The sequence below is a fragment of the Dongshaea marina genome, assembly GCF_003072645.1.
GTDB classification, from domain to species: Bacteria; Pseudomonadota; Gammaproteobacteria; order Enterobacterales; family Aeromonadaceae; genus Dongshaea; species Dongshaea marina.
The window spans coordinates 1,781,294-1,806,803 of sequence record NZ_CP028897.1 but is presented as its reverse complement, the minus strand read 5'-3'; the positions used below and the strand labels follow the sequence as shown (position 1 = coordinate 1,806,803).

23 protein-coding genes are annotated in these 25,510 nt (G+C 50.6%); 8 read left to right on the top strand and 15 right to left on the bottom strand.

What is annotated here, in order from left to right; genetic code table 11:
• The first annotated feature begins 9 nt into the window (after positions 1 to 9).
• Together DB847_RS08750 and DB847_RS08745 are read left to right on the top strand one after the other, a co-directional pair.
• Positions 10 to 813, top strand: a complete 804-nt coding sequence (locus DB847_RS08750; RefSeq protein WP_108650334.1) for a DUF2071 domain-containing protein — start codon at positions 10 to 12, stop codon at positions 811 to 813.
• Positions 814 to 1,008: 195 nt separating this feature from the next.
• On the top strand, positions 1,009 to 1,956 hold the full coding sequence (locus tag DB847_RS08745; RefSeq protein WP_108650333.1) for an AEC family transporter: 948 nt from the start codon (positions 1,009 to 1,011) through the stop codon (positions 1,954 to 1,956).
• Between the two features lie 298 nt (positions 1,957 to 2,254).
• Here the strand turns inward: DB847_RS08745 and DB847_RS08740 are convergent, their stop codons facing one another.
• The 3 genes from DB847_RS08740 to DB847_RS08730 are packed head-to-tail and all read right to left on the bottom strand — an operon-like array spanning position 2,255 to position 4,283.
• Positions 2,255 to 3,163 carry a DMT family transporter gene (locus tag DB847_RS08740; RefSeq protein ID WP_108650332.1) on the bottom strand — a complete coding sequence of 303 codons (909 nt, stop codon included), beginning with the start codon at positions 3,161 to 3,163 and terminating at the stop codon, positions 2,255 to 2,257.
• Positions 3,160 to 3,771, bottom strand: a complete 612-nt coding sequence (locus tag DB847_RS08735; protein WP_159084488.1) for an NAD/NADP octopine/nopaline dehydrogenase family protein — start codon at positions 3,769 to 3,771, stop codon at positions 3,160 to 3,162. The genes DB847_RS08740 and DB847_RS08735 overlap by 4 nt, the downstream gene beginning before the upstream one ends.
• An 8-nt stretch (positions 3,772 to 3,779) precedes the next feature.
• Positions 3,780 to 4,283: an NAD(P)-binding domain-containing protein gene (locus DB847_RS08730; protein WP_159084487.1), complete on the bottom strand. Its 504-nt coding sequence runs from the start codon at positions 4,281 to 4,283 to the stop codon at positions 3,780 to 3,782.
• Between the two features lie 564 nt (positions 4,284 to 4,847).
• Here DB847_RS08730 and DB847_RS08725 point away from each other — a divergent pair.
• Complete coding sequence (locus tag DB847_RS08725; RefSeq protein WP_159084486.1) at positions 4,848 to 5,720, top strand: alpha/beta fold hydrolase; 873 nt, start codon at positions 4,848 to 4,850, stop codon at positions 5,718 to 5,720.
• 183 nt (positions 5,721 to 5,903) lie between these two features.
• On the opposite strand, the gene dbpA is transcribed toward DB847_RS08725, so the two are convergent.
• Both dbpA and DB847_RS08715 read right to left on the bottom strand, forming a co-directional pair.
• Positions 5,904 to 7,292: an ATP-dependent RNA helicase DbpA gene (dbpA, locus tag DB847_RS08720; RefSeq protein ID WP_108650328.1), complete on the bottom strand. Its 1,389-nt coding sequence runs from the start codon at positions 7,290 to 7,292 to the stop codon at positions 5,904 to 5,906.
• A gap of 87 nt (positions 7,293 to 7,379) precedes the next feature.
• Positions 7,380 to 8,951, bottom strand: a complete 1,572-nt coding sequence (locus DB847_RS08715; RefSeq protein WP_407644459.1) for an ABC-F family ATPase — start codon at positions 8,949 to 8,951, stop codon at positions 7,380 to 7,382.
• Between the two features lie 624 nt (positions 8,952 to 9,575).
• Here DB847_RS08715 and DB847_RS08705 point away from each other — a divergent pair.
• The 4 genes from DB847_RS08705 to DB847_RS08690 all read left to right on the top strand — a co-directional run bounded on the left by DB847_RS08705 (position 9,576) and on the right by DB847_RS08690 (position 12,817).
• Positions 9,576 to 10,316, top strand: coding sequence for an HlyD family secretion protein (locus DB847_RS08705; protein WP_108650325.1), 741 nt, complete (start codon positions 9,576 to 9,578; stop codon positions 10,314 to 10,316).
• Positions 10,317 to 10,626: 310 nt separating this feature from the next.
• The gene (locus DB847_RS08700; RefSeq protein ID WP_159084485.1) at positions 10,627 to 11,526 is read left to right on the top strand and encodes a hypothetical protein; all 900 of its coding nucleotides are present in this window, start codon (positions 10,627 to 10,629) and stop codon (positions 11,524 to 11,526) included.
• Positions 11,501 to 11,905 carry a MarR family transcriptional regulator gene (locus tag DB847_RS08695; protein ID WP_108650323.1) on the top strand — a complete coding sequence of 135 codons (405 nt, stop codon included), beginning with the start codon at positions 11,501 to 11,503 and terminating at the stop codon, positions 11,903 to 11,905. The genes DB847_RS08700 and DB847_RS08695 overlap by 26 nt, the downstream gene beginning before the upstream one ends.
• 75 nt (positions 11,906 to 11,980) lie before the next feature.
• Complete coding sequence (locus DB847_RS08690; RefSeq protein ID WP_108650322.1) at positions 11,981 to 12,817, top strand: SDR family oxidoreductase; 837 nt, start codon at positions 11,981 to 11,983, stop codon at positions 12,815 to 12,817.
• A 27-nt stretch (positions 12,818 to 12,844) separates the two neighbouring features.
• On the opposite strand, the gene DB847_RS08685 is transcribed toward DB847_RS08690, so the two are convergent.
• The 10 genes from DB847_RS08685 to DB847_RS08640 form a co-directional block, all read right to left on the bottom strand.
• Positions 12,845 to 13,990: a hybrid sensor histidine kinase/response regulator gene (locus tag DB847_RS08685; protein ID WP_108650321.1), complete on the bottom strand. Its 1,146-nt coding sequence runs from the start codon at positions 13,988 to 13,990 to the stop codon at positions 12,845 to 12,847.
• Entirely contained in the window at positions 13,987 to 14,613 is a 627-nt protein-coding gene (locus DB847_RS08680) for a chemotaxis protein CheB (protein ID WP_108650320.1), read from the bottom strand. Before DB847_RS08680 ends, DB847_RS08685 begins: the two co-directional genes overlap by 4 nt.
• Positions 14,610 to 15,434 (bottom strand): CheR family methyltransferase, encoded by an 825-nt coding sequence (locus DB847_RS08675; protein WP_108650319.1) that lies wholly within the window; start codon positions 15,432 to 15,434, stop codon positions 14,610 to 14,612. Before DB847_RS08675 ends, DB847_RS08680 begins: the two co-directional genes overlap by 4 nt.
• Positions 15,435 to 15,464: 30 nt before the next feature.
• On the bottom strand, positions 15,465 to 18,755 hold the full coding sequence (locus DB847_RS08670) for a response regulator (RefSeq protein ID WP_108650318.1): 3,291 nt from the start codon (positions 18,753 to 18,755) through the stop codon (positions 15,465 to 15,467).
• Entirely contained in the window at positions 18,722 to 19,558 is an 837-nt protein-coding gene (locus tag DB847_RS08665; protein ID WP_108650317.1) for a cache domain-containing protein, read from the bottom strand. The genes DB847_RS08670 and DB847_RS08665 overlap by 34 nt, the downstream gene beginning before the upstream one ends.
• Before the next feature lie 12 nt (positions 19,559 to 19,570).
• Positions 19,571 to 19,930, bottom strand: a complete 360-nt coding sequence (locus tag DB847_RS08660; RefSeq protein ID WP_159084484.1) for a hypothetical protein — start codon at positions 19,928 to 19,930, stop codon at positions 19,571 to 19,573.
• Between the two features lie 35 nt (positions 19,931 to 19,965).
• Positions 19,966 to 20,646 (bottom strand): ABC transporter substrate-binding protein, encoded by a 681-nt coding sequence (locus DB847_RS08655; protein WP_159084483.1) that lies wholly within the window; start codon positions 20,644 to 20,646, stop codon positions 19,966 to 19,968.
• Between the two features lie 412 nt (positions 20,647 to 21,058).
• The gene (locus DB847_RS08650) at positions 21,059 to 22,852 is read right to left on the bottom strand and encodes a PLP-dependent transferase (RefSeq protein ID WP_108652938.1); all 1,794 of its coding nucleotides are present in this window, start codon (positions 22,850 to 22,852) and stop codon (positions 21,059 to 21,061) included.
• 410 nt (positions 22,853 to 23,262) lie between these two features.
• On the bottom strand, positions 23,263 to 23,628 hold the full coding sequence (locus tag DB847_RS08645; protein WP_108650314.1) for a hypothetical protein: 366 nt from the start codon (positions 23,626 to 23,628) through the stop codon (positions 23,263 to 23,265).
• A 140-nt stretch (positions 23,629 to 23,768) separates the two neighbouring features.
• On the bottom strand, positions 23,769 to 24,686 hold the full coding sequence (locus tag DB847_RS08640; RefSeq protein WP_108648954.1) for an IS5 family transposase: 918 nt from the start codon (positions 24,684 to 24,686) through the stop codon (positions 23,769 to 23,771).
• 21 nt (positions 24,687 to 24,707) lie between these two features.
• On the opposite strand from DB847_RS08640, the gene DB847_RS08635 reads away from it, so the two are divergent.
• Positions 24,708 to 25,453, top strand: a protein-coding gene (locus tag DB847_RS08635) for an IS1 family transposase (protein ID WP_407644441.1) whose coding sequence is annotated in 2 segments (ribosomal slippage) — positions 24,708 to 24,993 and positions 24,993 to 25,453 — 747 coding nt in all. Because the reading frame shifts where the segments join, the coding sequence is not laid out codon by codon here.
• Positions 25,454 to 25,510: the final 57 nt, after the last annotated feature.

The window sequence follows — 25,510 nt, the reverse complement described above, 5'->3', positions numbered from 1 at the left end:
GAGGAGACAATGCAACCCAGGCTCAGGTTCGAGACCCTATTACAAGCAAAAACCCCGCCGAAAGGGATTGATGTTGAGTGTAAATTGCAGCACTTTGCGATCATCAGCTATGCCATCGATCCCAAGCGGATTGCTCCCCTGATCCCGCCACGCTTTGCCCCGGACCTCATCAACATCTCGGGGCAAGAGCTTGCGTTACTCTCTGTAGTCCCCTTTATCGATATCGATTTTACCTCTGCGGTCTACCCCTTCCCCAAATTTACCATGGGCCAAACCAACTACCGCATCTATGTTAAGGATACCCAAACAGCAGAGCACTGTGTCTGGTTTCTTGGGACCACTCTTGACTCATGGACCTTGCCCCTCCCTAAGTACCTCTGGAAGCTGCCCTGGTATCGCGGAAAAATTCATTTTGATTGTGAATATTGCGATCAGGAAAATCGCTATACAAAATATCAGATGCATACTCACTCTCAGTGGGCACCTGCGTCTGTTTCCCTGAGTCAGGTCCCAGCCTCCAAACTCTGTCTGAGCGGCTTTGCAGATGATGAAACGGCCCTTGCTTTCCTAACCCATCCTCTTACCGGGTTCTATCGAAGACGTGATGGACAACTTGGCTCCTATCGTGTGTGGCATGACAAAATACCGGTACAGGCAGCGAGGCTTGAGTGCGCAAACTTTGGGTTATTATCAAACATGGGTCTGGTTAGCCCACAGGAGCAACAGGATGCCCACAGCGTACTGATCTGCCCTATGACAGAATTTACAATTTACCTTCCTCCCAGTGTCGTCAAAGAATCCCCTGGCTTTTAGGCTTATCTTGCTTTCCTTCCCGCTGCCCAAGTGACTTAAGTCGCAGTTCCAAGGTTAAATAATTGTTAACAGCCATTTTCCCCCTTACACTCATTCGCTCTTTTACTTAAAAGTCTTATCACTTCAGCGGCTTTCTTCATAACCAGCCTTGAATATTACAGGGCTCAACCCCGCTCACCACCAACAGGGATCCTTATGGAAAAGGTATTTGCAACCACATCGGTACTATTCTTGGCCATCTTTCTTGGGTTCATCATGGGCCACAGCAAAATATTTAAAAAAGGTTCGGATCTGACTCTGATCCACTTTGTGTTTTATATCGCTCTACCCATTGCCCTATTCTTAAGCTGCTATCACAGTCACTTCAGTGTTCAGGAGTTTCAATACTCTCTGGCCTATATCATCTCCATGCTGATCATCATAGGTTTGCTCCTGCTGATAAGCTTTAAGGTGATGAAAAAAAGCCTGGCCGAGAGCATTATGAGCTCAATTGCGGTGAGCCAGGTCGATGGGGCCTACTTTACCATCCCACTGTTCATGCTGGTGTTTGTCTCCCCGGTACTGGCCATTCCACTGATGGCTATCCAGAACATCATCTTCTTTACCCTGACGATTTTGGTGATTGAAATCGTCATCACCACGAGTCACAAAGTGCCCCAGGGCAGTAGCCTGCTGTTTATCATCAAACGCACCGCGAAGGTGCTGTGTACCAATCCGATTATCGCCTCCTCCCTGCTGGGTTTTATCGCGGGCTCCCTGGCCATCCCCCTCAACGCTCAGCTCACGAAATTCATGCACTTTATGGGGGCCACATCGGCACCGGTTGCCCTTTTTGCCCTTGGGATCTCCTGCGCTCACCACCTCAAGCACTGGAAAAGCAGTGAAGACATAGCATCCATTAGCCTCATCACCCTATTTAAGCTTTTGCTATTCCCGGCCATCGCCCTGGGGGTCGGCTCTGCCATGCAGCTCCCCCATCACTATCTCGTCGCACTGGTGCTGCTGTGTGCCAGCCCGACGGCAACCCATAACTACATCATCGCCAACAAGTATCAGCTCGGGGCCCAAACCCAAACCTTTGTGGTGGTTGCCACCACCTTGCTCAGTTTCATCTCCATCAACCTATGGCTGATGGCACTCTAAATAGCTGATCCTATTACTGCTACATCTGTTGATAGTGCTGGCAGGCACGCTATGAATCCATCCATGGAAGCTCCACCGCGTCATCCATGACGCAGAGGGTCTGCTCATTCACAATTCAACAGCTGCCTCAAGTGATCGACTATTTGGAACAGTTATTTAGAGCATTTTCCGGATAAACAGGTGCACTCTCATAAGAGCCGCTTCGACTTTGAACGCTGACACGCAAATCACATCCATGTTGCTCTGCTGTACTTGAATTTGAGGGGTGAATAGCGCCCCTGATTAAACTAAAAATGCTCTACCTGACGGCAGGCTCCCTTCCTGGAGTTGAAACAGGCTGCGCCTGCCTATCCTGCATCGCGGCGACAGTGGTCACTGAGCCAATAATAAAGAGTGAACCTATCCAGAAACTCAGTGATGGAGTCACACTCCAGATCGCCCAATCGAGCAAAGTCGAAAAAATGATCCCGGTAAAGATGAAGGGCGTTATTCGGGTGATAGGGGCATGCTTGAGCGCCAGAGTCATGCAAATTTGAAAGGCTAACCCCAGTCCCCCCACCAGAGATAGCAGAAAAACCTCATACCATGAGGGCAGCCTCCAGCCATACCCCATGAACAGAGGCACCAGAATTGAGCTCATCAGGTAGAAATAAAAGGTGATATTTAAAGCAGAATCATCTTTGCTTAGCTCTTTGATCCCTATATAGGCAAATGCTGCAAATATGGCCGCCGCCAATCCAAGTATGAGGTAAAAACTCGACACCGCTGAATGGGCCGGGGAGATGATAATAAACACCCCAACAAAACCAGCCAGAGTACAGGCGACAACACGCCACTGCGTTCTTCTTCCAAACAACAAAAACATCAATAGCGGGACAAAAATCGAGGCCGTATTCATCAGCAGCATAGAGCTGGAGACTGAAATATGCTTGAGGCTATAAAACATCAACAGCATGGAAGCCAGGCCCGACAGGTTTCTTAGCAGGGAAAACCGGACCCGGGTGACCTTAAAGCTAAATGCTTTATCGGCCACAATAAAAGGGATCACGAAGATAAGCCCGATAAAAAATCGGGCAAATAATACTTCAGTGGAGGGCAGTGTCTGCGAAGATACTTTCACAAAGACACTCATCAATGAAATACTCAGGTAAGCCAAAGTGATATATACAATCGCCCTGGCTTTCCCGCCAGAAAAATATCGAGTCATGATGCCTTATCCAGTTTGCTTGGCTTCATCGCACTAACAGCACCATAGGTCACAAAGTCCGATACCTCATCGAGGGACATATCGGAGAAAATATGATCGGCAAGACGGCGTCCACATGCAGAATAATCAGCCCCATTTAACAGGGAAGAGAGTTCGATGATCGATCGCATCACCTTTGAGTCATATCCTGCCCGCAGCCCCAGGTTATACCAGGGCAAAATAATAAATGGAACATCTTGAGACAGGTAACGATAGTCAACTGAGGGAGGACAGAGCTTTAATTTATTGTGTACCGGAGAGCGGGTAAAAAATTCATAATAGGAGTCACACTTAAAATCATAGAAACGATTCATAAGCTCAAGATAACTTGGAAGGGTCAAGCCATAGAGCTGGCCTATCCTCTGCCTGTCTTCATCCAATACCCGAATGATATTGGCGTTTTCAATGCTGATCCCCTCCTTATAAAAATAAAAATCTTCATTCTCATGACCAATTCGTCCGGAGTTCATCAGCATGATGGTTGGATGACTAATCGCACTGGTAATGTTAAAACCCAGCTCCAGAATATTGTGGCTCGCGACCAACTTAGAGGGAAAACTGCCAGCCATGATATCGATCACCCGGGGGTATCAAGCGCAGGCATTGCGGCGATGGAGACCTCTTTTTTTACATCAATCACATATACCCTGCCCGGATTCTCTGTCCGGCAGGCATAAGGAAGTGATGCCAGATCGGCCAGCAAAACCTTTTTATGTTTCGCCACCCGAACCATTTCCTGATAGAAATAGATTGAGCTGTAGTTTCCCGCCAAAGTGACAACCAGTTGCCCTTCATCAAGAAACTTCAGCATTTTTTTAAACTGCTGAAAATGGGCATCCGTTGGCAGTGAGAGATAGATGATCTGTGCATCCCTGACGGCATCCTTAATATTGGTTGTTAATCGATGGATACTTGCCTTTCCCTCAATGGCGCCCTCAAGAGTAATTTGCCTGTCTTTTATTTGGTGCAGATACCCGGGATGTTTTTCATCTGCATAGAGAGTCACCTGGTGGTCTAATAATGAGAGATGTGCTGCGAGTGCCTGGCCACCATGGCCACAGCCAATAACCGTTATTTTCATGTGTCTTCCTTTACTGATAAATAGAACCTTAATCACAGGGCTTGCAATGATAATGACTCTCATTATCATTGCAAGCCCTGAATTTACTCACCTTTATCCCTGGAAAATCACGACACCGATATTCGCTCTCATTATTCTCCCCTAACCTCTTTAGGTTTGTCCCTGAATCGGCGGATCAACAGAATAATAATCAAAGCCAGGATCAAACATCTCTCATCTTAATCTCCCGCTCAGAGCTTCGGGATGATCACTCTAAAGCTTTCTGTGACTAAATAGCTGCTCCTAATACTGCTACATCAACCGAGTTGTGCCTGCAGACACGCTGTTAATCCATCCATGGAAGCTCCGCTGCGTCATCCCTGACACAGAGGGTCAGCCTGAGCACAGCTCAGCCGAAGCCCAAGTGATCTACTATTTGGAACAGTTATTTAGAAGGTCAAGGGGGGGATTCAGCAAAGTAACATTCATAAGCCACTCGATGAACAGCGACACTCTCAACGTCTTGGCCTACAATGCAGCCTTTATTCTAAAATCTGTTGTTATGACTCCAACATGGTGAAGCCTGTGGTAGAAGAGAAGCAATTTGAGGTACAGGGAAAGAGCGTAGCGGCTCAGCTATGGCATCCTAAAATTTTGACAACCAATGAAGCAGCTCTTCCCATTATCGCCCTGCATGGCTTTTTGGATAATTCAGGCTCTTTTACCGAGCTCGCCCCAAGACTTGCAGAGTATTCCCTGCTTGCCCTTGATCTTCAGGGTCACGGCAAAAGCGACCATCGCTCTGCAGATGCCTCATACAACGTTTGGGATGATATCAGCGGCATCATCACTATCAGCCAGCAGATGAACTGGGATCGGTTTTATCTGCTGGGCCACTCCAGGGGGGCGATCGTTGCCGCCCTCCTTGCAGCGATCAAGCCTCAGCTTGTCGCCAAACTGGTTCTGCTCGATGGATTTATGCCCGCGCCAATCCCGGAGGAAGAAGCGCCGCAACAGCTAGCCCGGGCCACAGAGGATAGCCTAAAGCCCATCAAACCCCACCGGATCTGCACGGACCTGGATCCATTTATTCAGGTGAGACGCAGCGGGCGCTATCCCCTGTCAGTACATGCCGCAATGCATCTCATGGCTAGAGGAGTGAGACGTAGCCCCAAGGGATATCACTGGGCTCACGATCCACGCCTCAACCATGCCTCACAGTTTAAGCTCTCCCAGCCTCAGATCGAGGCCTTTATCGAAGCCATCACCTGCCCAAGCCAGCTGTTAATTGCAACGAAAGGAGCTGTGGGTCTCGCCGAGCAAACTAAATCGCTACTCAACTACAGCTCCAATATTGAGATAGAGCAGCTTCCCGGTAGCCATCATTTTCACCTGGAGCCTGGTTCAGTTGATGCGGTTGCCAGCGCTGTCCGCTCGTTTCTGCTCAAGCCTTGCTAGGCTCGCAGACGAATAAACAAGCTCAAAGCCTCCCTCGCTGTCACAAAAGGATAAGAAGTCAGCACTGTGTCTTGATGGGCGCGGCTTGGGTCAAACCGATGAATAGAACTTCAGTGGAATAGAGGAAGAGAAGAGAGTGAGCGTGGTGATGCTATAGCACATCCTTGTGCATAGGATCCCGGGCTAGCGGCGGATCTGGCGTACCCTGAATGTCCGCCCCTTGATCTTACCGCTACTGAGCTTTTTCAGGGCGGGTTTGACCACATCACGCTTGACCGCCACATAGGCGCAATATTCAAACAGATCGATTTTACCCACCTCTTTACCTGTGATCCCATCCTCCCCGGTCAGGGCCCCCAGGATATCTCCGGCGCGGATCTTCTGCTTCTTTACCCCATCGATGCGCAGGGTGGCCATCGGCGGGCACAAGCTGGGTCGATTCAAAAGGTTCTGGGAAGGCAAAGCACTGTTCTGGATCGTCCGGCCAAGGTAGTCCTCCAGTAACACCAGCTTCTGGCCATCCCGATCTCCATACAGGGAGTGCGCCGTACCACTGCTGCCGGCGCGGCCGGTACGACCGATACGATGCACATGTACCTCGGGATCATAAGCCAGCTGGAAGTTGATTACCGCATCCACCGACTCGATATCCAGACCGCGGGAGGCAACATCGGTCGCAACCAGCACAGAAGCGCTTCGGTTGGCAAAACGTACCAGGATCTGTGAGCGCTCTTTTTGCTCCAGATCCCCGTGCAGCGCAACGGCGCTAAAGCCATGCTCAGCCAGCTCTTCAGCAAGCTCCTGGGTCTCGCGCTTGGTATTACAGAACACCACACTGCTCTGGGGGCGAAACTTTTGTAAAATAAGCCGCACCGCGATCATCCGCTGCTCGCGATCCCGCACCTTATAGAAATATTCTTGAATACTGCTCTCATCATGGGTCGAGGCCACCTGAACCATCTCAGGCTTATGCATCACCCGTTCGGCCATCGACTGGATTGATTCGGGATAGGTTGCGCTAAACAACAGGGTCTGACGATTCTTTGGAAGCTGGCGCACTATCTTATTGAGTGACTCCTCAAACCCCATATCCAGCATCCGGTCCGCCTCATCCAAAACCAGAGTGTTGAGATGATTCAGGGTCAGGGTACGCTTTCGCAGATGATCCATCACCCGCCCCGGCGTTCCCACCAGGATATGGGCCCCATGCTGCAGGGAGCTTATCTGGTGGCCCATTGACATCCCGCCACACAGGGTGAGTACCTTGATGTTGGGGATGGCGCGCGCCAGTTTGCGGATCTCTTTCGCCACCTGATCGGCAAGCTCACGGGTCGGACACAACACCAAAGACTGAGTCTGATACTGCTTCACGTCCAGCTTCTGCAGTAACCCCAGGGCAAACGCCGCCGTCTTACCCGAGCCGGTTTTTCCCTGGCCAATCACATCCAGCCCATCCAGGATCAGCGGCAGGGTTTCGGCCTGAATTGGCGTCATGCTCTGGTAATCCAGGGTTTCAAGGTTACCCAGCAGCTCCTGGCGCAGCCCAAGGGATGAAAAAGAGTTTGCGGTCACAATAAGATTCCTGTGCTTGAGTATCCGGGTGGATGATTGAGATGAAGGTTTCGAGTCAAAAGGGCCCATACGGGCCCTGCTCACAACTTAGGAGGCAAGCTCTTTGGTCTTGAGGTACTCTTCGTAGCCACCCTTGAAATCAACGATGCCCGCAGGAGTCACTTCCAGAATCCGGGTCGCCAGTGAGGAGACAAACTCACGGTCATGGCTGACGAAGAACAGGGTTCCCGGGTAGTTTTCAAGGGCCAGGTTCAATGATTCGATGGATTCCATATCCAGGTGGTTGGTGGGCTCATCCATCATCAGCACATTGGGACGCTGCATCATCAGCTTACCAAACAGCATCCGCCCCTTCTCACCACCGGAGAGGACTCGTACCGATTTCTTGATGTCATCCTGGGAAAACAGCAGGCGCCCCAAAACACTACGCACCGCCTGCTCATCATCACCGGGCTGACGCCACTGGCTCATCCAGTCAAAAAGATTCAGATCCGACTCAAACTCATGGCTGTGATCCTGAGCGTAGTAACCGATATTGGTATTTTCTGACCATTTGACCTCACCAGAGTCGGCCTCAAGCTCCCCCTGCTTGGTACGGATCAATGTGGTCTTACCGGCACCGTTCTGACCAATGATCGCGATGCGCTCACCCACTTCGGTGATCATGCTGAAGTCTTTAAAGATAGGTCCCTCACCAAAATCTTTGCTGAGATTCTCAAGCTCCAGGGCGTTACGGAACAGCTTCTTCTCCTGCTCAAACCGGATATAAGGGTTCACCCGGCTGGAGGCCTTGACCTCATCAAGCTTGATCTTATCGATCTGCTTGGCACGGGAGGTTGCTTGCTTGGCCTTGGAGGCGTTGGCCGAGAAGCGGCTAACAAAGGTTTGAAGCTCGGCGATCTTGGCCTTTTTCTTGGCATTATCTGCCAGCAGGCGCTCTCGGGCCTGGGTCGCTGCTGTCATATATTCATCATAATTTCCTGGGAACAGACGCAGCTCACCGTAATCCAGATCTGCCATGTGGGTGCAGACCGTATTGAGGAAGTGACGATCGTGGGAGATGATGATCATGGTGGACTTGCGCTCATTAAGCACATTCTCCAGCCAGCGGATGGTGTCGATATCCAGGTTGTTGGTTGGCTCATCCAGCAGCAGAATATCCGGATCAGAGAACAGGGCCTGGGCCAGTAGCACCCGCAGCTTCCAGCCTGGGGCCACTTCGCTCATGGGGCCATAGTGTTGCTCCAGAGGGATCCCGACACCGAGCAACAGCTCACCGGCACGCGCCTCGGCACTGTAACCATCCATCTCGGCAAACTGAGTCTCGAAATCGGCCACCCGCATTCCATCTTCTTCACTCATCTCGGCCATTGCATAGATGCGATCACGCTCTTCCTTAACCTGCCACATCTCGGTGTGCCCCATGATCACAGTATCGATGACACTGTACTCTTCGAAGGCGAATTGATCCTGATGCAACTTACCAACCCGCTCACCGGTATCAATGGATACAGAGCCTGCCGAAGGTGATAGTTCTCCGCTCAAAATCTTCATGAAGGTTGACTTGCCACAGCCATTGGCACCGATCAGCCCATAACGATTACCGTTACCGAACTTGACTGAAACATTCTCAAACAACGGCTTGGCGCCAAATTGCATGGTGATGGAGTTTGCGTAGATCACTGGGCAACAACCTCTGGTTAAAATTTGTTCACATGGAGAGCGAACGCGGATTCTACCTGTGTTGCAGCCGATTAGCAATCAAAGTGTGAGGTTGCTCACGGCGATGAATAGCGACTCAATGGATAACCCCGTGGTTAATTCTTTATAAATGAAACAGTTCACCTAGGGAACAGTTGACTTGGTAAACAATATACCTTAAAGTTTCATCATCGTTAGCAAATCACGTTTCAAGGAACAGGAGGGTGCATGGTTTTTAGCCGCTCTCTTCTTTGTCACATTTTTTTGCTAATACTTTTAGCTGTCGGATATGTTGCCATCGATCGACTCCTGCCCCTGGCTGATAGTCCCGGGATGTTCAACCAAAGGGTTGAATCCATGTTTTGTAGGGCTAAATACACCCAGTCCCCCCTGTCGACAAGGCCTGAAAAAGCGCGAATCCAGACAACAGATAAGGGTACTTTCATTCGCCAGCACGCTCCCGGATATCACACCAGTTCCGGGCTGCTCTTGCAGTTAGCCAATCAAATTACTTGCACCACCCTGATTCTTTTCTGAGGCAGGTGAATTTATCAGCCGTTCTATTTCTTTCGGAGAAAAATCATGCTGTTTACTTTTCGTCGTATCTATCTCATCTGTAGCCTGCTGGTGATCCTTGCTATCGCCTATTATGTGGCGATGGATCATATGACACCTCTGACCAGTAATGCCTATATTCAGACCAATGTACTGCACCTTTCAAGCCTGGTTTCCGGGCAGATGCAGCATATCTATGTGAAAGACAACCAGTCCATCCATAAAGGACAGCTGCTCTTTTCTTTAGATCCATCCAGCTACCGGGCTAGATTGAATCAGCTTCAGGCACAATACCGCTACCAGGCTCACCGTCTTGAGCAAGACAAAATCCTGTTGGCACACGCAGTGATTAGTCAGGATACTTTTCTCGCCCAACAAAGCCTGGTGACCACGGTGCATAACCAAATCACTGTCGCTAAATTGAACCTGCAACACACCAGAATTTATGCCCCAATCGATGGTGAGCTCACCCATTTAAATTTAAGCGTTGGGACCCAACTCTCCGCAGGTCTTGCAGTCATGAGTATCATCGATACCAGAAGCTGGATGGTCGTTGCGAACTATAAAGAAAATAACCTTGGGGGATCGTCCCCGGAGCCAGGGCATTGGTATCTCTTTCTCTATATCCGGGAAAATTGTTTCAGGCCAGGGTTGAAGCGATTGGAAGAGGTGTTCAGGTTGGCGATCAAAAAACTAACGGCGATCTCCCTGGAGTTCAAAAAGCTACCGACTGGGTCAGCTTTGCCCAACGCTTTCCGGTCTTTGTAAAAATCTCACCCAAAGCCCTCGGGACGAATGAGCTTAGAACCGGCGCCACGGCAACCGTACTGGTACTGGGAAAATCCCCAATCATGAACAAGCTATCTCAATGCTGGATTAAGCTGGCAAGCTTACTGGGCTATCTGTCATGAGAGCCCGCATTTTGGAAGCTTACCGTCTCGACCATGCAGTGCGCATCACTCTTGCAGTCTCTCTTTCCCTGCTTATCAGCCATTGGATGCATCTTTCAATATCCTATTACGGAGCTTATCTATGCTTTAACATGATGCTCAGAAAATGGGATCAGATCTTTTTTTTAATGATCATACGCCTCATCGGAACTTTGCTTGCCGCTATACTGGCTCTGTTGTTACTGAACCTCTTTGAGACCAACCAGCTGCTGGGATTAACCGGCACATTCATCGTAATGATCACAGGCTGTCTGCTACATAAGAGTAAACTTTTTCCCTATGGTGGGATCATACTGGCTATCTATTTTTTTATGTTTATCTGGGGAGGGATCCTGGAGCCGACTCACTTCAGCTCCGCCATCTACGCCATGTGCGTACAAACCCTGCTCGGCACAATCCTGTGTCTGCTGTTTTCACAAAAATCCGCTCATAAACGCCACTACCTGAATTTATTAACGACACGCCACCCGGTTCGCCCCAAGCTGGCCATCGATATGGGTATGTTGAGCTCCTCCATTAAGTTTTCGCTCTGTTATCTCTCCATGGGTATACTGGTGACGTTACTCAAACTTCCCATCTCTGGAACGGCCCTGGTTCCTATGATCATGTTAATCAATCCTGAATACTCGGCAGGTATGCGCTATGGCTCCAACCGGGCAATGGGTGGGATCTTGTTTATTTTGCCAAGCTTGATTCTGCTGATGCTTTTACAAAATATCTGTGACAATATTCTGATCATGCTACCAGTGATCGCTATCATCCTGTTTGTCCTGGCTTATCATGGGATCAGTAATGGTCATGAATATGGCTATTGTCAGGCAGCAGCAATGCTACTGATTGTTCTGACAGCTGGGTTCTCCTCCATGCCACTGCAGAGTATATTCAGCGATGTGTTCCAGCGATCCTTTGGAGCCCTACTGGGACTTGCGATGGGCTGGATCCTGTTTATGACCCTTTTTCACCCCGAGAGCATACTGGCAAACCGACACAAGGCACTTTCTGATGACACACCCCATGGCAATGATTGATCTCTTGCAAAGCATCTCTTTTCATCTGAAAAACCGTTTCTCCGAACAGGTGAAGCATGAGGGAAGCGAGCTCTCCTATGCCCAGTGCCGCATTCTGATGATGATGTATCGCCGTGACGCCGAGAAATACAATCAAAGTTATCTGGTACAAAAACTACAACGCTCTAAATCACTGGTGACCCGATGGTTAACGGCCCTTGATCAATTGGGTTTAATTAAGCGCCAACGTGAGGGACGGGAGATATTTTTATCCCTCACCGAGCCCGGCCAGCTCTGCTGTCAAAAGCTCTACCAGATCCAGAGGGAATTGGAATCTGAACTTCTACAGGGACTCCCCCCGAAGAGGCCTCTCAACTCAATGCTAGCCTGGAGATCCTGAGACAAAATCTCACAACAGACTAAGCCCGGGAAATAAATCCGGAAATGACCAAAGAATCCAAATAAGGTGCTACCCATGATAACTATTTCAATCATCGGCTGCGGCTGGTTCGGCCTGCCTCTGGCAAAAGAGCTGCTTGCCAGGGGGTACAGGGTCAAAGGAAGCAAGCGGAATCCAGAGGGAGTAACACAGCTTCGCAGGCAGGGGATCCTGGCTTCACGACTCGATCTCGCTTACCCCGAGCTCCTGACCGACTGCCCGGAGCTATTCGATACCGATAATATTCTCATCAATATCCCCCCTTCCAGGGGGCAGGATCCAGGCTCTGATCCCTACCTGGCTCAGCTCAAAACACTGCAACAGAGGCTCAGTGAAAGAAATTATCGGCGGCTGATCTTTATCAGCAGCACAGGTGTCTATGCTCCGGGAACTCGTCTTGATGAAGGATCTCCTCTGAGTGACAGCCCCGGGGCCCACAGGCTTATTCAGGCCGAGCAGCTCTTTGCCGCTTTACCCAATGCCTGCATCGTCCGCTTTGCCGGTCTGATGGGCCCTGAGCGTCACCCGGGGCGCTTTCTATCGGGAAAGAAAAGCCTGCCCTCGGGACAAAACTCAGTGAATATGCTGCACCTGGACGATGCCATCGGCGGTGTGTGCGCGCTGCTTGAGTATTCGAAGCCGCTGCCTGGCAACTGCTACAATCTCTGCCCGCCTCACCATCCAACCCGGGAAGCATTTTATACCAGGGCAAGTCAACTGCTGGGAGTCCCCCTCCCCAAGTTTGCAGCACAAGGGTCGAAAGATCAGGACAGAGTCATCGATGGGTCACGGATCTGCCGGGAGCTCAACTATCGCTACCAGATCCGAGACCCTCTTCAGGCCTTGCCCGATCTCACCGTTGCCGCCCCCTGAGCTAAAGTACCTCAGGTAGCCCCTTACTCAGGGAGCGTTACTCACCCGCAGAGGGTTCGCCGCCAGCACCTCAGGAAGTTTGATCTCCTCACCGAGCTGGAAAAAGAAGCTTGCTCCCCTGTCCGGCTCACTCTCGGCCCAGATCCGTCCACCATGGCGATGGATGATCCGTTGCACGGTCGCCAGTCCGATTCCGGTTCCGGGATATTCATCCCTGCGATGCAGGCGACCGAAGGGAGTAAAGAGCTTATCCGCCATGCTCATATTAAAGCCGGCCCCATTGTCCCGGACATAGTAGGTCACCTGGCCATCGATCTCCCGGCAGCCAAACTCAATATGCGCATCATCCCGGTTTTGGGTAAATTTCCAGGCATTGCTGAATAGGTTCTCCAGCACACTGAGCATCAAACCTTGATCGGCATAGGCAAACAGATCCGCCATCACGCTGATCTCAATGGGGTGATCCGGTTGTTGCAGCTCAAGCTGACCGATGATCTTTTTTGCCATCTGTGACAGGTTAACCTCACTACGGTGCATCTCGGCACGGGTCGAGCGCGATAACCGCAACAGATCATCAATCAGATCCGCCATCTCTTTGGCTGAGTTCTGCAATCGCTTAAGATAGAGCTGTCCCTCGCCCTGGATCACCTCTCCATAATCCTCAACCAGGGCCTCACTAAAGCCAGACAGGGCTCGCAAAGGGGCCTTGAGATCATGGGAAACCGAATAAGAGAAAGCCTCAAGCTCACGGTTGGTGGCTTCCAGCTGCTTTTGCTGTTGATGTAACAACTTTCGCTGCTGATCAAGGAGCAGAAATCCCCGAACCTTACCCAGCAAGATCCTCGGGTTATAGGGCTTCACCAGATAATCCACCGCTCCCGCCTCATACCCCTTGAATACATCTGTTTCTTCGACACACAGGGCGGTCAAAAAGATAATGGGGGTAAACTGGGTTCGCTCATCATTGCGCAGGATCTCAGCCAGTTCATAGCCATCCATCTCCGGCATGTTGACATCCAGGATCGCCAACGCAAAATTATGATTCAAGGCTAAGCGTAGCGCTTCATCTCCGCTCAGAGCACTGATCACCTCGGCCTGAACCTCAGCCAGCGTCTGCTGCAGAGCCATCAGGTTGGCTTGTTTGTCATCTACAATCAGGATCTTCTGGTTCATATCTGAGCCCCCCTCTGTTTGATCATAGTCCACTCCAATTGAGACTCACTTTGGGCCGCGGCCACCCTGAGAAAACCGCCGATCTCTGACAGAGGCAGCACATGATCAACCCGCGCTGCATCAAGGGCTGCACGAGGCATCTCATCGCTGTGAGCCGTTTGCGGATCCTGCACCAGAGTCAGGCCTCCGCGCTCGGCGACACAGCTCAGGCCAAAGGCCCCATCGCGCTGAGTGCCGCTGAGTATGAGACCTATCAACTGGTGACACCAAACCCGCGCCGCGCTCTCGAACATGACATCAATGGAGGGGCGTGACCAGTTCACCGGCAGATCCAGGCTCATAGCCAGGGTTTCATCTCGCTCCACCAGCAGGTGATAGTTGGCCGGGGCCAGATAGACCCGGGCCGGATAGATCTGCTCTTTATCGACGGCACTCTTCACCCTCAGCTGTACCTTTTGGTCCAGGTGCCGGGCAAAACGCCCACGATCGGAGGCGTGCAGGTGCTGGACCACCAGCACAGGTAAAGAAAAATCCTCGGGCAAAGCTCCAAGAACCGAGATCAATGCCTCCATTCCTCCCATTGAAGCGCCCATCACGACCGCCCGGTAGCAGGCTCGACTCATAGCACCTTCCTGTAGATCCTGGCTTCTGCATCCACCACCTCATAGCAATCTGCCACCTGGGAAAATTCGATCGACTCAGCCGTCCCCAGGCAGAGAAATCCGCCATGCACCAGGCTGTCGGTAAAAAGCCTCAGCACCCGGTTCTGCAGCTCCTGGTTGAAGTAGATAAGCAGGTTACGGGCAAACACCAGCTGAGTTTCACCAAACACCCCGTCGGTCACCAGGTTGTGGGCCGCAAAGGTGATCCTCTGTTTAAGGGTCTCATTGAGAGCCGCCGCATCATAGCGAGCATGGTAATAATCGGAGAAACTGCTGGTGCCGCCCGCCTGCTGGTAATTTTTGGTATAAACCTGCATCTTTTCCAGCGGATAGATCCCACTGCGTCCCAGCTCCAGCGCCTGTGGATTAAAATCGGTTGCATAGAGGGTTGCCCGCTCCAACAGTCCCTCCTCCTGAAGCACGATCGCCACCGAGTAAACCTCTTCCCCGCTGGCACAGCCTGCATGCCAGACCTTAAAAAACGGGTAGCTACTCAGACGCGGAAGCACCTTGGCACGAATCGCCTGGTAGACGAAGGGATCGCGGAACATCTCGGTCACACAGATTGAGAAGTTTTGCGCCACCCGACTAAAGATCTCCCGATCATGCAACACCGCAGGGATCAGCTCTGAGATGGTGCGAAACTCCGAAGTCGCAACAAATTGGCGGATCCGCCGATCCAGTGAGGCTCTGGCATAGGAGCGAAAATCATAGCCATGGGTCAGATAGATAGCCTCCAGCAAGAGCTCGATCTCGATTTGCTCAAGAGTGTCCTGGTTCACGCAAGCCTCCGTCAGGTTGGGTTATCCAAGTTAGCGATAGAGCCAGACTCTCAGCATCGACAGTAAGCGCGTCTGATCAACCGGTTTGGGCAGATAGTCACTGGCACCGACCGCAAAGCAACGCTCACGATCCTCAGCCATCGCCTTGGCTGTCAGAGCAATGATAGGGAGCTTTCTGAATCGCTCCTGGGCACGAATTTTCTCAATGGTTTCATAGCCATCCATCCCCGGCATCATGATATCGGTCAATACCAACTCAATATCCGGAGCACTGCCGAGAACCTCAAGGGCCTTTGCCCCGTCTTCGGCGCGCAATACCACCAATCCATGACTGCTCAGCAGTTTTGAGAGTGCAAACATGGTGCGCATATCATCATCGACCACCAGCACCTTACGATTAATCAGCATCGAATCTGTGTCATGCAGATTGGAGATAATCTTCTGCTTCTGCTCCGGCATATCGCTCACCACACTGTGCAAAAACAGCGAGACCTCATCCAGTAACCGCTCCTGGGAGCGCACATTTTTCAGAACTATGGTGCTTGCATATTCACGTAGCTCTATCTCTTCATCGCGGGTGAGATCCCGGGCGGTGTATATAATCACCGGCGGAATATCGACCTTAGACTCATGGTTTAACTTGCGAAGCAGCTCCCCACCATCCATGTCTCTGAGCCCCAGATCTAAGATCACACAATCATACTTTTGCTGCCGCAAAGCCTCGAAGGCCTCCTCACCGCTTTCAACCTCATCAATAATGATCTCCATCCCATCGAGAAGCTCGGTCACCGCCTTACGGTCGCCCCGGCTATCCTCCACCAGCAGTAACCGCTTTAACTGCTGGCTGGAGATCGCTTCGATGCGCCCGAAAACATCCTCAAGATCCTTCTGCGTCGCTGGCTTTGCCAGATGACCTATGGCACCGCGGCGCAGGGACTCGGCGTCTCCTTCCAGGGATGAGATGATATGCACCGGTATATGACGAGTCTGAGGGTCATCTTTGAGACAACCAAGTACGGCCCAGCCATCGACTCCGGGCAGCTTGAGATCCAGGGTGATCGCCGTTGGTTGGTGCTGCTTCGCCAGCTCCAGCCCCTCTTCACCGGTCAAGGCTACCAGGCAATTAAAGTGGTGATCCCGGGCATGCTGATAGAGGATCTTGGCAAAATTCACATCATCCTCAATCACCAATAGCGTCTGTTTGTCATCCTCAAGCTGATTGCGATCATCTGCAAAAGGCGTGACGACAGGCTTTGCTGCACTCTTTATCTGCAGCTTGGGAGCCGGCGGCTTTTCGAGCGGAAAGTGAGCCTTAGTCTCAACGTCTATCTCGGGCTGAGTCATTGCCAGCGGTAGGTAGAGGGTAAAGGTTGACCCCTTGCCGGGTTCACTCTCGAGCTGGATCTCCCCTCCGAGCAGGTTTGCCAGCTCCCTTGAGATCGCAAGCCCGAGCCCCGTCCCCCCGTAACGCCTGGCGGTGCCACCATCGGCCTGCTGAAACGCCTCAAAAATCATCTTCTGCTTATCGGCGGCCAGCCCAATCCCGGTATCACTCACCTCAATCGCCAGGGACTGCTCTACACTCAAACCACTATGTTTGAATCTCACCGAATCCTCCGGCACCCTGAAGTGGATCGCTATCTCTCCGTGCTCGGTAAACTTGATCGCATTGGACACCAGGTTCTTGAGGATCTGCATTAGTCGCTTGCGATCTGTGGTGATCTTCTCGGGAAGCACCTCCGTCAGCTCTATCTCAAGCTTCAGCCCTTTTGCCCTGGCAAGATGACCAAAACCAGCCTTTACCTCATCCCCCAGCTCATCAAGAGCGACAGACTCAAGATTGAGATCCATCCGTCCCGCCTCGATTTTCGACAGATCCAGGATCTCATTAATCAGTGACAAGAGATCATTACCACTGTCAAAGATAATCCCGGCCGATTCCACCTGATCCTCGTTAAGGTTCCCCTCTTTGTTCTGCCTGAGGGAGTCAGCCAGCAGCAGCAGGCTGTTCAGGGGAGAGCGAAGCTCATGGGACATGTTTGCCAGGAACTGCGACTTATATTTACTGGCCTGGGCGAGGGCCTCAGCCTTCTCTTCCACATCTTCGCGCGCCTGCTCAACCTCGCGGGTCTGATTTTCGAGCTGCTCATTTTTCTCCTCCAGCTCCTCATTGGTAACCCGCAGCTCCTCCTGCTGTGCCTGCAGGCTCTCCTCAGAGGCTCGCAGGCGACCGGTCTGCTCCTGGAGCTCTTCGTTAGCTGTCTTTAGCTCCTCCTGCTGAGATTGAAGCTCTTCGTTGGCAACCCTTAACTCCTCCTGCTGAGTCTGTAGCTGCCTGGACTGAGCCTGGGTCTCCTCCAGCAGCTTTTGGGTTTGCACCTGTGCATTGACCGTCTTGAGAATCGAGGAGATCGCAGGTGACACCTCTTGCATAAACTCCTGCTTGGCCTCACCAAATACCTCAAAAGAACCAAGCTCTATGACACTCAGAGTCTGTCCATCTTTGACCACAGGAAAAACCAGGATGTTGTGGGGCACCGACTCCCCTAACCCGGATTGGATCCGGATATAATCATCCGGGCAGTTGGTCAAAAGGATTGGCTTTTTCTCAAGCGCCGCCTGGCCGATCAGTCCCTCTCCGGGAGCAAACTCGTTGGAGAGATTCTTGCGCTGGCTGTAGGCGTAGCTACCAATCATCCGCAGATGTCCCTCTTCAGCCAGGTAGATAGCTCCAATTTCGGCATCAAGATATTGAGCGAGGTAGCTGATGATATTGTTCCCCAGCGATGCCAGATCCTGCTCACCACGAGTCACCTCATTGAGTCCGGCTTGACCCGTCTTGAGCCAATCCAGAGCCGCCGTCTGCTCCCGGGTCGAACGCAGGTTGCGTAACATCTGGTTAAAGCTGTCTGCCAGGCCTCCTATCTCGTTGGTCGAACTGCTCTCAATCTCCTGCTGCAGATCACCACTGCTTATCCTGTCTGCTCCCGCTGACAGCGCCAGGATCGGCCGGACGATACGCCGAGTGAGAAGCACCGCAATCACGGCAACGACCAGGGCTGTCAGTATCAGTAACAGCAAAGAGATCTGACCAAGGGTGGTAACCGGTGCCATCGCCTCTGCCAGTGGGAGCTCAGATATGACCCCGAAGCGAACCCCACCCACCTCTATGGTTTCATAGACTCCCAGCATCATACGGCCCTGGGTGCCTGTGTACTGGAAAGTATGAGAGTGCTTATCTTCTACAGTGGCTCCTGTCGAATCAAGGGAGTCTCGCCATTGCCGGGTCAGCATGGTGTCGACCCGTTGATTGAGTACCATCTCCTGCCCCCCTCGTGGGAGTGAGAGCGCATCTTCAGGTCGTTGCCAATAAGGTAGATCGCCCCGCTGTCTCCCTGGGCCAGGGAATGCTGCAAAATGCTATCGATCGCATCGACCGAAATCTCGAGGACTATCAATCCAATTTTATCGCCGCTGTCATTGAGTAACACTGAGATCAGAAATCCTGTCACCCTGTTGTCAGCAGGCGCATAAGCTATCAGATCCGAAAAAACCGGCTTGCCGCTTTTCAGTGCCTGTTCCAGAGCAGCTGACAACTTTGGGTCTCCGGAGCTCACCAGGTTAGTTCCCAAGTCGCTCCAGCGCTTGACCGAAAACAACACATTGCCCTGGGTATCTAATAGCAAAACATCCTGATCATGATAGGTCTTGGTGAAGGTTATTAGATCAGCAGCCTGCTCGTGGACAATGACCTCCCAGGGATAGCTTTTCACGAAGTCACTTAAGCTTTTATTGCTACGCTGCCAGGCTTTGGTCAGGCTTTCCAACAGGTTTACATTGGTGTGCATCCGAGCCTGGTTATCCAGATCCACCATCAGGTGCTCGTTAAAATATGAGCTGATATTAGCAGTCTTGAGCTTCGTCACTGTCTCCAGAGCGTTATAGGCATCTTCACGCAATGCATCCCGGGCACTGAAGTAGCTAATGGTACTGGCGATCAGCAAGGGGATCAGCGATAAAAACAGAAACCAGAGCAAAAGCGAACGCCCCAGACCTCGTCCCATAAAAAAATTTTTTGTCCCACCGGAGCCGCTGAGTTCACTGTTATTAGGTTGTGTTTCCATAACTCAGTTCTCCTAGTGCTGATCTATCAGTTGACTATTAAAACGCTGCTCCGCAAACGCATCGATATCGATCCTCTGCTTAAGCATCCCCCCCTCGATTGCGAGCTCCATGATCTGCCGCATGCTACCCTTGGCATTTTCATCAACATCCAGGTTTCGGTAATTAATTACGTCCAAATCCAGACGCAGGCTCTGAATGATCGCTTCCCTGTTATGTTCCGGGATATGTTTTCGGATCATCTCGGTAATTACATCCAACTGCTGGCCGCCATTTTTTCTAGCCAGCTCTATGTCCCCGCCCGCGCGGTGAATATAATGTACCACCTCCCGAATAGCCTTCTCCTTGGAGGCGATCGCTCGATCGGTCGCCAAAGCGATGCACTCCACATGACCATTCGGCCAGGGCATCACGTCCTTGGAATACCAGGCGACATGGCCATAGTCCCCTGTCTCAACCACATCAGCCCAGGGAAGTGACTGCACAAAAGAGGCAGGAATAGCACGACTATTATTCTTCTTGATAAATGAGGGGGCCTTGGGGGATCAACCTGGATGGCAAGCACATCCTGATGCTTGCCCCTTTCAAAGGTAAGAGACTTACCCTGATCTTTGAGATATTTGTAGAGAATTACCGAGTGTGTTGCTAACTGGTGTGGAATCCCAACCTGACTGGGCTTCCCCAAACGCTTTCCAGCCTTAACCAGCGCATCAGCTACTCTGGCATCGGGCTTACGCCTGATCCGCTCCTCCTCTAGTTTTGCATCCATGTTTAGCTGATCATTGATCGCCATCGCATTGCCATCCCGGTGCATCAGGCTGACCCAACGAAAATTCGGATGCTCGCGGAACATATCCATCGCCATCGGACTGACGATAAAGGTCATATCCACATCACCTGACATAAAATAAGCGCGCATCAGCAGCAAGCTCTTCATCTTTTCTAAACGAAAATCTGCATGCTTCATCTGTGAGCCATATTTTTCGTAAGCAACAACTGCGGTGTAATGATCGGCCAGTGGAAGGTAGAGAGCCTTCACCAGTTGACGCTGCGCCTCCGCACTCCTCCATGGCAGTATTACTACTAGCAAGCAACTCAGCAATAGGAGAGCCGAGCAGAACCCCTTGTTCATACGGTTATCTTGAGATGGCCCCAATTTAGCAATGCTTTCGTCATCAACCGTCGCAAAGCAACTTACAGTCTCGGTTATGCTTACCATCTGAACACACTCCATGTGGCAATGGCTGGATAAACCTCAGCGACCCCTCCAATGCATGACAACTCTGCAAACTATGGATCGTTTCTACAAACTCATCTCTCTAAAGGTATAGCCAATAATTATCCATTTGGAACCATAAGTGTAAAAACTATCAGGTTATAAAAGAGTTATGTGACTCTGAATCAAGACAGAGTTAGTTTAAAAATACTGGGGATCACAAGTCAGAGCGCATAAAAAGCCCAGGCCAGGCCTGGGCTTGTTAGCTCGCGCCTCACTCAAGCACTCAGCTCTCCAGCAAGTGCTGCATCGATGGCATAGCGGCTAGCTGCTTACGATAAATATCAAGAGTCACCCTCTCAACCATGCGATCGATCTCTTGCGCCGACATAAACTGGTCGCTAAAACCGGGTTTAATCGGATCGATATGGGCTCGGGTTGCATTAATAAGGGCGGCAATCAGATCTTTTACACTCTCACACCCCACAGAGATCCGCATCGTGGTTGGAAAGATATTCGCCTCACGCATCGCCTCGGGAGATAGCTCTGAGTGTGAGGTGAGCGCCGGACAAAGGATCATGGTATTCGACTGTCCCAGGCTCACCATTAGGCTAAAGCCGGGCTCCAGCCCATCAAAAAAGCGCGAAAAACTCTCTTTATCTATCCCGGCATCTTCCATGTCGACGGTAAACAGGGCGCAGGGTAACCCCTGCTCCAGACACTTCTCCCTGAGATCGGAGTTTTTATCTGATGCAACCGCATGGGAGTGCACATTAAGCTGTGGATGGCTGGCCAAAAAATTGGTGAAGGCTGTGGTATTAATCGCTTTTTTATAGGCCCGTTCCGACAATGTCTTCATGCCGGTTAATACCTCGTAAGCCTTGTCTGCATCCAGAAAAGCCCCCTTGATGTAGTAAACATCCCAGAACATCGAGTTTTCCCATGAGACACCATTAATCTGCTCCCCCTTGGGGATAAACATCCGGTGCCCCTGCCCGATCACCACCCCGGCTGTGGATGCCCCGGTTCCCGAAATATCCTTGGTATAACTATGGACCACATAATCAGGGCGCTCGGCCGGCTCAGGCCGCTGTAGGGGTTTATTGAGAATCGGTGTCGCCAGGGTTGAATCGAGCATCACCAGATGTTCACCACTTTGATGGGCGATCCGGCAAATCTCGGGAACATCCAGCACATAGCCATGGGGGTTGCAGGGTGACTCCAGGTAGATATGCAGCTTTTTCTCCGAGAGCTTATCCCGGTATTGGGTCTTCACCCTGTTGAGGCAGCTATCAAACTCCTCGCCGGTATAACCCTCGAACCATTCGATCTGCAGATTGAGTTTATCCCGGCGGGCATAATGATCCACCAGCAGCTGATGCACTCCACCGTAAATGTTGCGTGATACCAGAAGAACGTCGCCGTAACACATCACATTGGACAGCAAGGCATCGATGGCAGCCATGCCACTATTAAAGTTCCATGCCAGATAATCCGCCGTATAGGGCCCGGCCTCCAGATCGACGATCGCATTGGCCAGTGAGATCGAGGTGGGGTTGAGTAGCCGCGAATAGATCTGGTGGGTCATCTCCTTCCCATGAAAGGCATCATCCACCCATTCATTGCAGGCAAAGATGTAGGTTGCAGTTCGGGCGATCACCGGCGTTGCAGAAAAAATTGCGGAGATGTTGTCAAACAGCGGGTAGCTGCCCTTCGCCAACAGGGTGGCCTGGGTATGATCCAGGCTCTGTGCGGTCTGGCGAAACGGGTTTTGTAGCCCATCAAGGATCTTGGCCAGCTGAAAAGAGAGAAAACGCTTGGCGTTAAAATAAGCAAGCTTATCTTTCTTATCCAGTTGTGCCAGTGTCTCACTGGTAATTGCCCACAGCTGTGACATATCAGACTGTGCATGATAGAGATCGGTCGCCAGCCTCCTGAGCGCCTCCCCGTAATCACTGTCCGCAGAGATCCCAAAATGCCTGAGTTGCTCGAGAGCCAGCTCATCGATGCTCTGTGCGCTGCTGCTGTTTCGCTTGGGGGATAAGATTTTCGCTGCATTAAATCCTTGGGGAATGCCCATAGTCATGTCCTTTTATCCGTGTCTAATCATGAAAAAGTGCTCCATCACTCGCAGCCATGATCTCTGTAAACAATTTGAACCTGCCGAAGTGATATGGGCTCAATTTACACCAAGACCAATATATATCCCGATTCTATTGGCAGCAATAACCAAGAGAGAAACCTGTGATATCATCGAAATATCACTCTCTCAATAGCTCTTTTTCCAGTCAAGCCCTCGAGTTTACCTCCCTCCTCAGAAGTTATTTCACCTAAATATACTGAGCAGCCCGGATAATCAAAAAGAACAGAAAACCTGCAGGATTAAAAAACAATCCCATAAGGAAAAACTCAAGAATTAAATTGAGCAATGAACAACAATAATTATATTAATCATCCTTAGAGGAAAATAGAAACAATAATAAAACAAGCCTAATGAAAATCTTTCAGTGAACTTTTCACATCAAGAACAAAACGCTCTAAGTTATAATTCGTCTTGATATTTGTCGTAAGTATACCCAAATTAATGTTATAGGGTAAGCTCATTTCACAAGATGAGTATCGTTCATTTAAGCAGCTAATGTCAGGACCACAGATAAACCCACCATGTTGGTTAATTAGATCCTCTGCATTATCGAAGCTTGCCACATGCATTTTTGATAGCAGTTTGGTAACTAACAGGGACTTTAACTCATCCTGAAAAAAACCGGCATCCTCATTGATCAAAAATAGCTTGTTTATATCTTGTGAATCAAGATCCACGTTTTTATAAAACAGTTTTGCCTTTGCATTTACCAACTTGCGGTCATGCCTCCAAAGCGTTTTTCCTGTAAAATCAATGCGACTTTGCAGGGAGGCATCTTATGGCAACCATTGAAGTGTTGTGTCGATATGGCGTTGTTTCCTAAATCCGAGTCTGATAATTGACTTGTACCCATTCAGGCAGCTTGCTGCCTGACAGGCATACCAAGCCCGATCACTTTGTTTAAAGCTTTAACTCCGGCCAAGGCTTCCCCAACCTGACCGTTATAACAACGTAAGCTCAGCTGTGGAGAATTGAGCTGTTTGTAGCGAGACATTGCTGTTTCTGCTAACGAGCGCTGATGGTAGTCGTTGTCATGCTTCCATTGTGAAAGCTGCCCATTTTTAAGCGCTTCGACAGCTTCATTTCTGGGATGATCTCCTTTCCAGTAAGCTGCATTACTGCGGGGAGGAATCGTTGGTTTACAACCCTTTCTCTGTAACAGTGCATAGCAAGCCTCTGTATCGTATGCACCATCTGCTGAGACTTGCTGTATCTTGCGTCGTAGTGGGTTTAATAAGGTCGGCAACACCTCGTTATCTCCAACACTATCAAGGCTGACCTCGGCTGCTATGATTTCATGAGTTTGAGCATCAACAGCCAGGTGGAGCTTGCGCCAAACTCGGCGCTTTTCTTTTCCGTGCTTGCGCATTTTCCACTCTCCCTCACCGTGGATTTTGAGCCCTGTCCCATCAACGACCACGTGAGCAACAGGGCCTCGGCTGGGGCGGCGATATTTTATCTCAACGGTCTTCGCTCGTTTGCTGATACAGCTATAAGTCGGTGACTTAAGAGGAACATTCATGAGCTGAAAGACCGAATCAAGGAATCCTTGCAACCCCCTCAGTGGAAGGCTGAATACTCCTTTGAGCATCAACGCGGTTTCGATGGCCGTATCACTGAACGTGAAGCCTCTTCCTCTGTCGCCATGGTGCTCCTGACAATGCCAGTTTTTGACTGCATTCTCATCCAACCAGAAGGTGATCGAGCCACGCTTTACCAATGCTTTATTGTATTGAGACCAGTTCTTGATTTTGCCGTTGGATTTACCCATTTGAAGCTTCCCATCATGACGATGGGAGATCAGATCTTGCTCAAACCAAAAGGTTCCATCGATTTAGGAAACAACGCCTGTCGATATTGTAAGCAGGGTGAACATGTACGCCGTCATGGCTTTGGTCGAGGTGGTCATCAGCGCTATTACTGCACTGCTTGCCGCCGCACTTTTCAATTGAACTATCATTACCGAGCCCATGAGCCAGGGATGAAAGAGCAGATTGTAGAGATGGCTTTGAACGGCTCTGGTGTCAGAGGTACTGTCCGGGTTCTCAAAGTGGGTATCAACACCGTCATCCGCACCTTAAAAAACTAAACCCCATCCAGCTTACACAGGACCTCGATACCCTGGAGGATGCCCAGTTAATCTGTGAATTGGATGAGATGTGGTCCTATGTTGGCAATAAAGATGAGCAAGTTTGGCTTTGGCTCGTCGTTGATTCTAAACGGCGTAAACCCATCGCTCACTTTTTTGGTCCCCGAACAGATGCATCATGCAGGCAGCTTTTAGAGATCATCGAGCCTCTGCACGTTGCGATGTTTACCAGTGATGACTGGGGGAGCTATAAGCGTTGCATTGCTCCTGAACAGCATCTCACAGGGAAAATCTTTACCCAGCGAGTCGAGCGACAAAACCTCACTCTTAGAACAAGGATTAAGAGGCTTCATCGAAAAACTCCCTGCTTCTCTCGCTCAAGAGAAATCCATGAAAAAGTGATTGGCACCTTCCTCGAAAGAGAGTTCTACAACGCTTTAGAGGCATGACCTACATAGCTCACGCATACGTCTCAATACCAATGTAGCAACATATTGAACCCACTA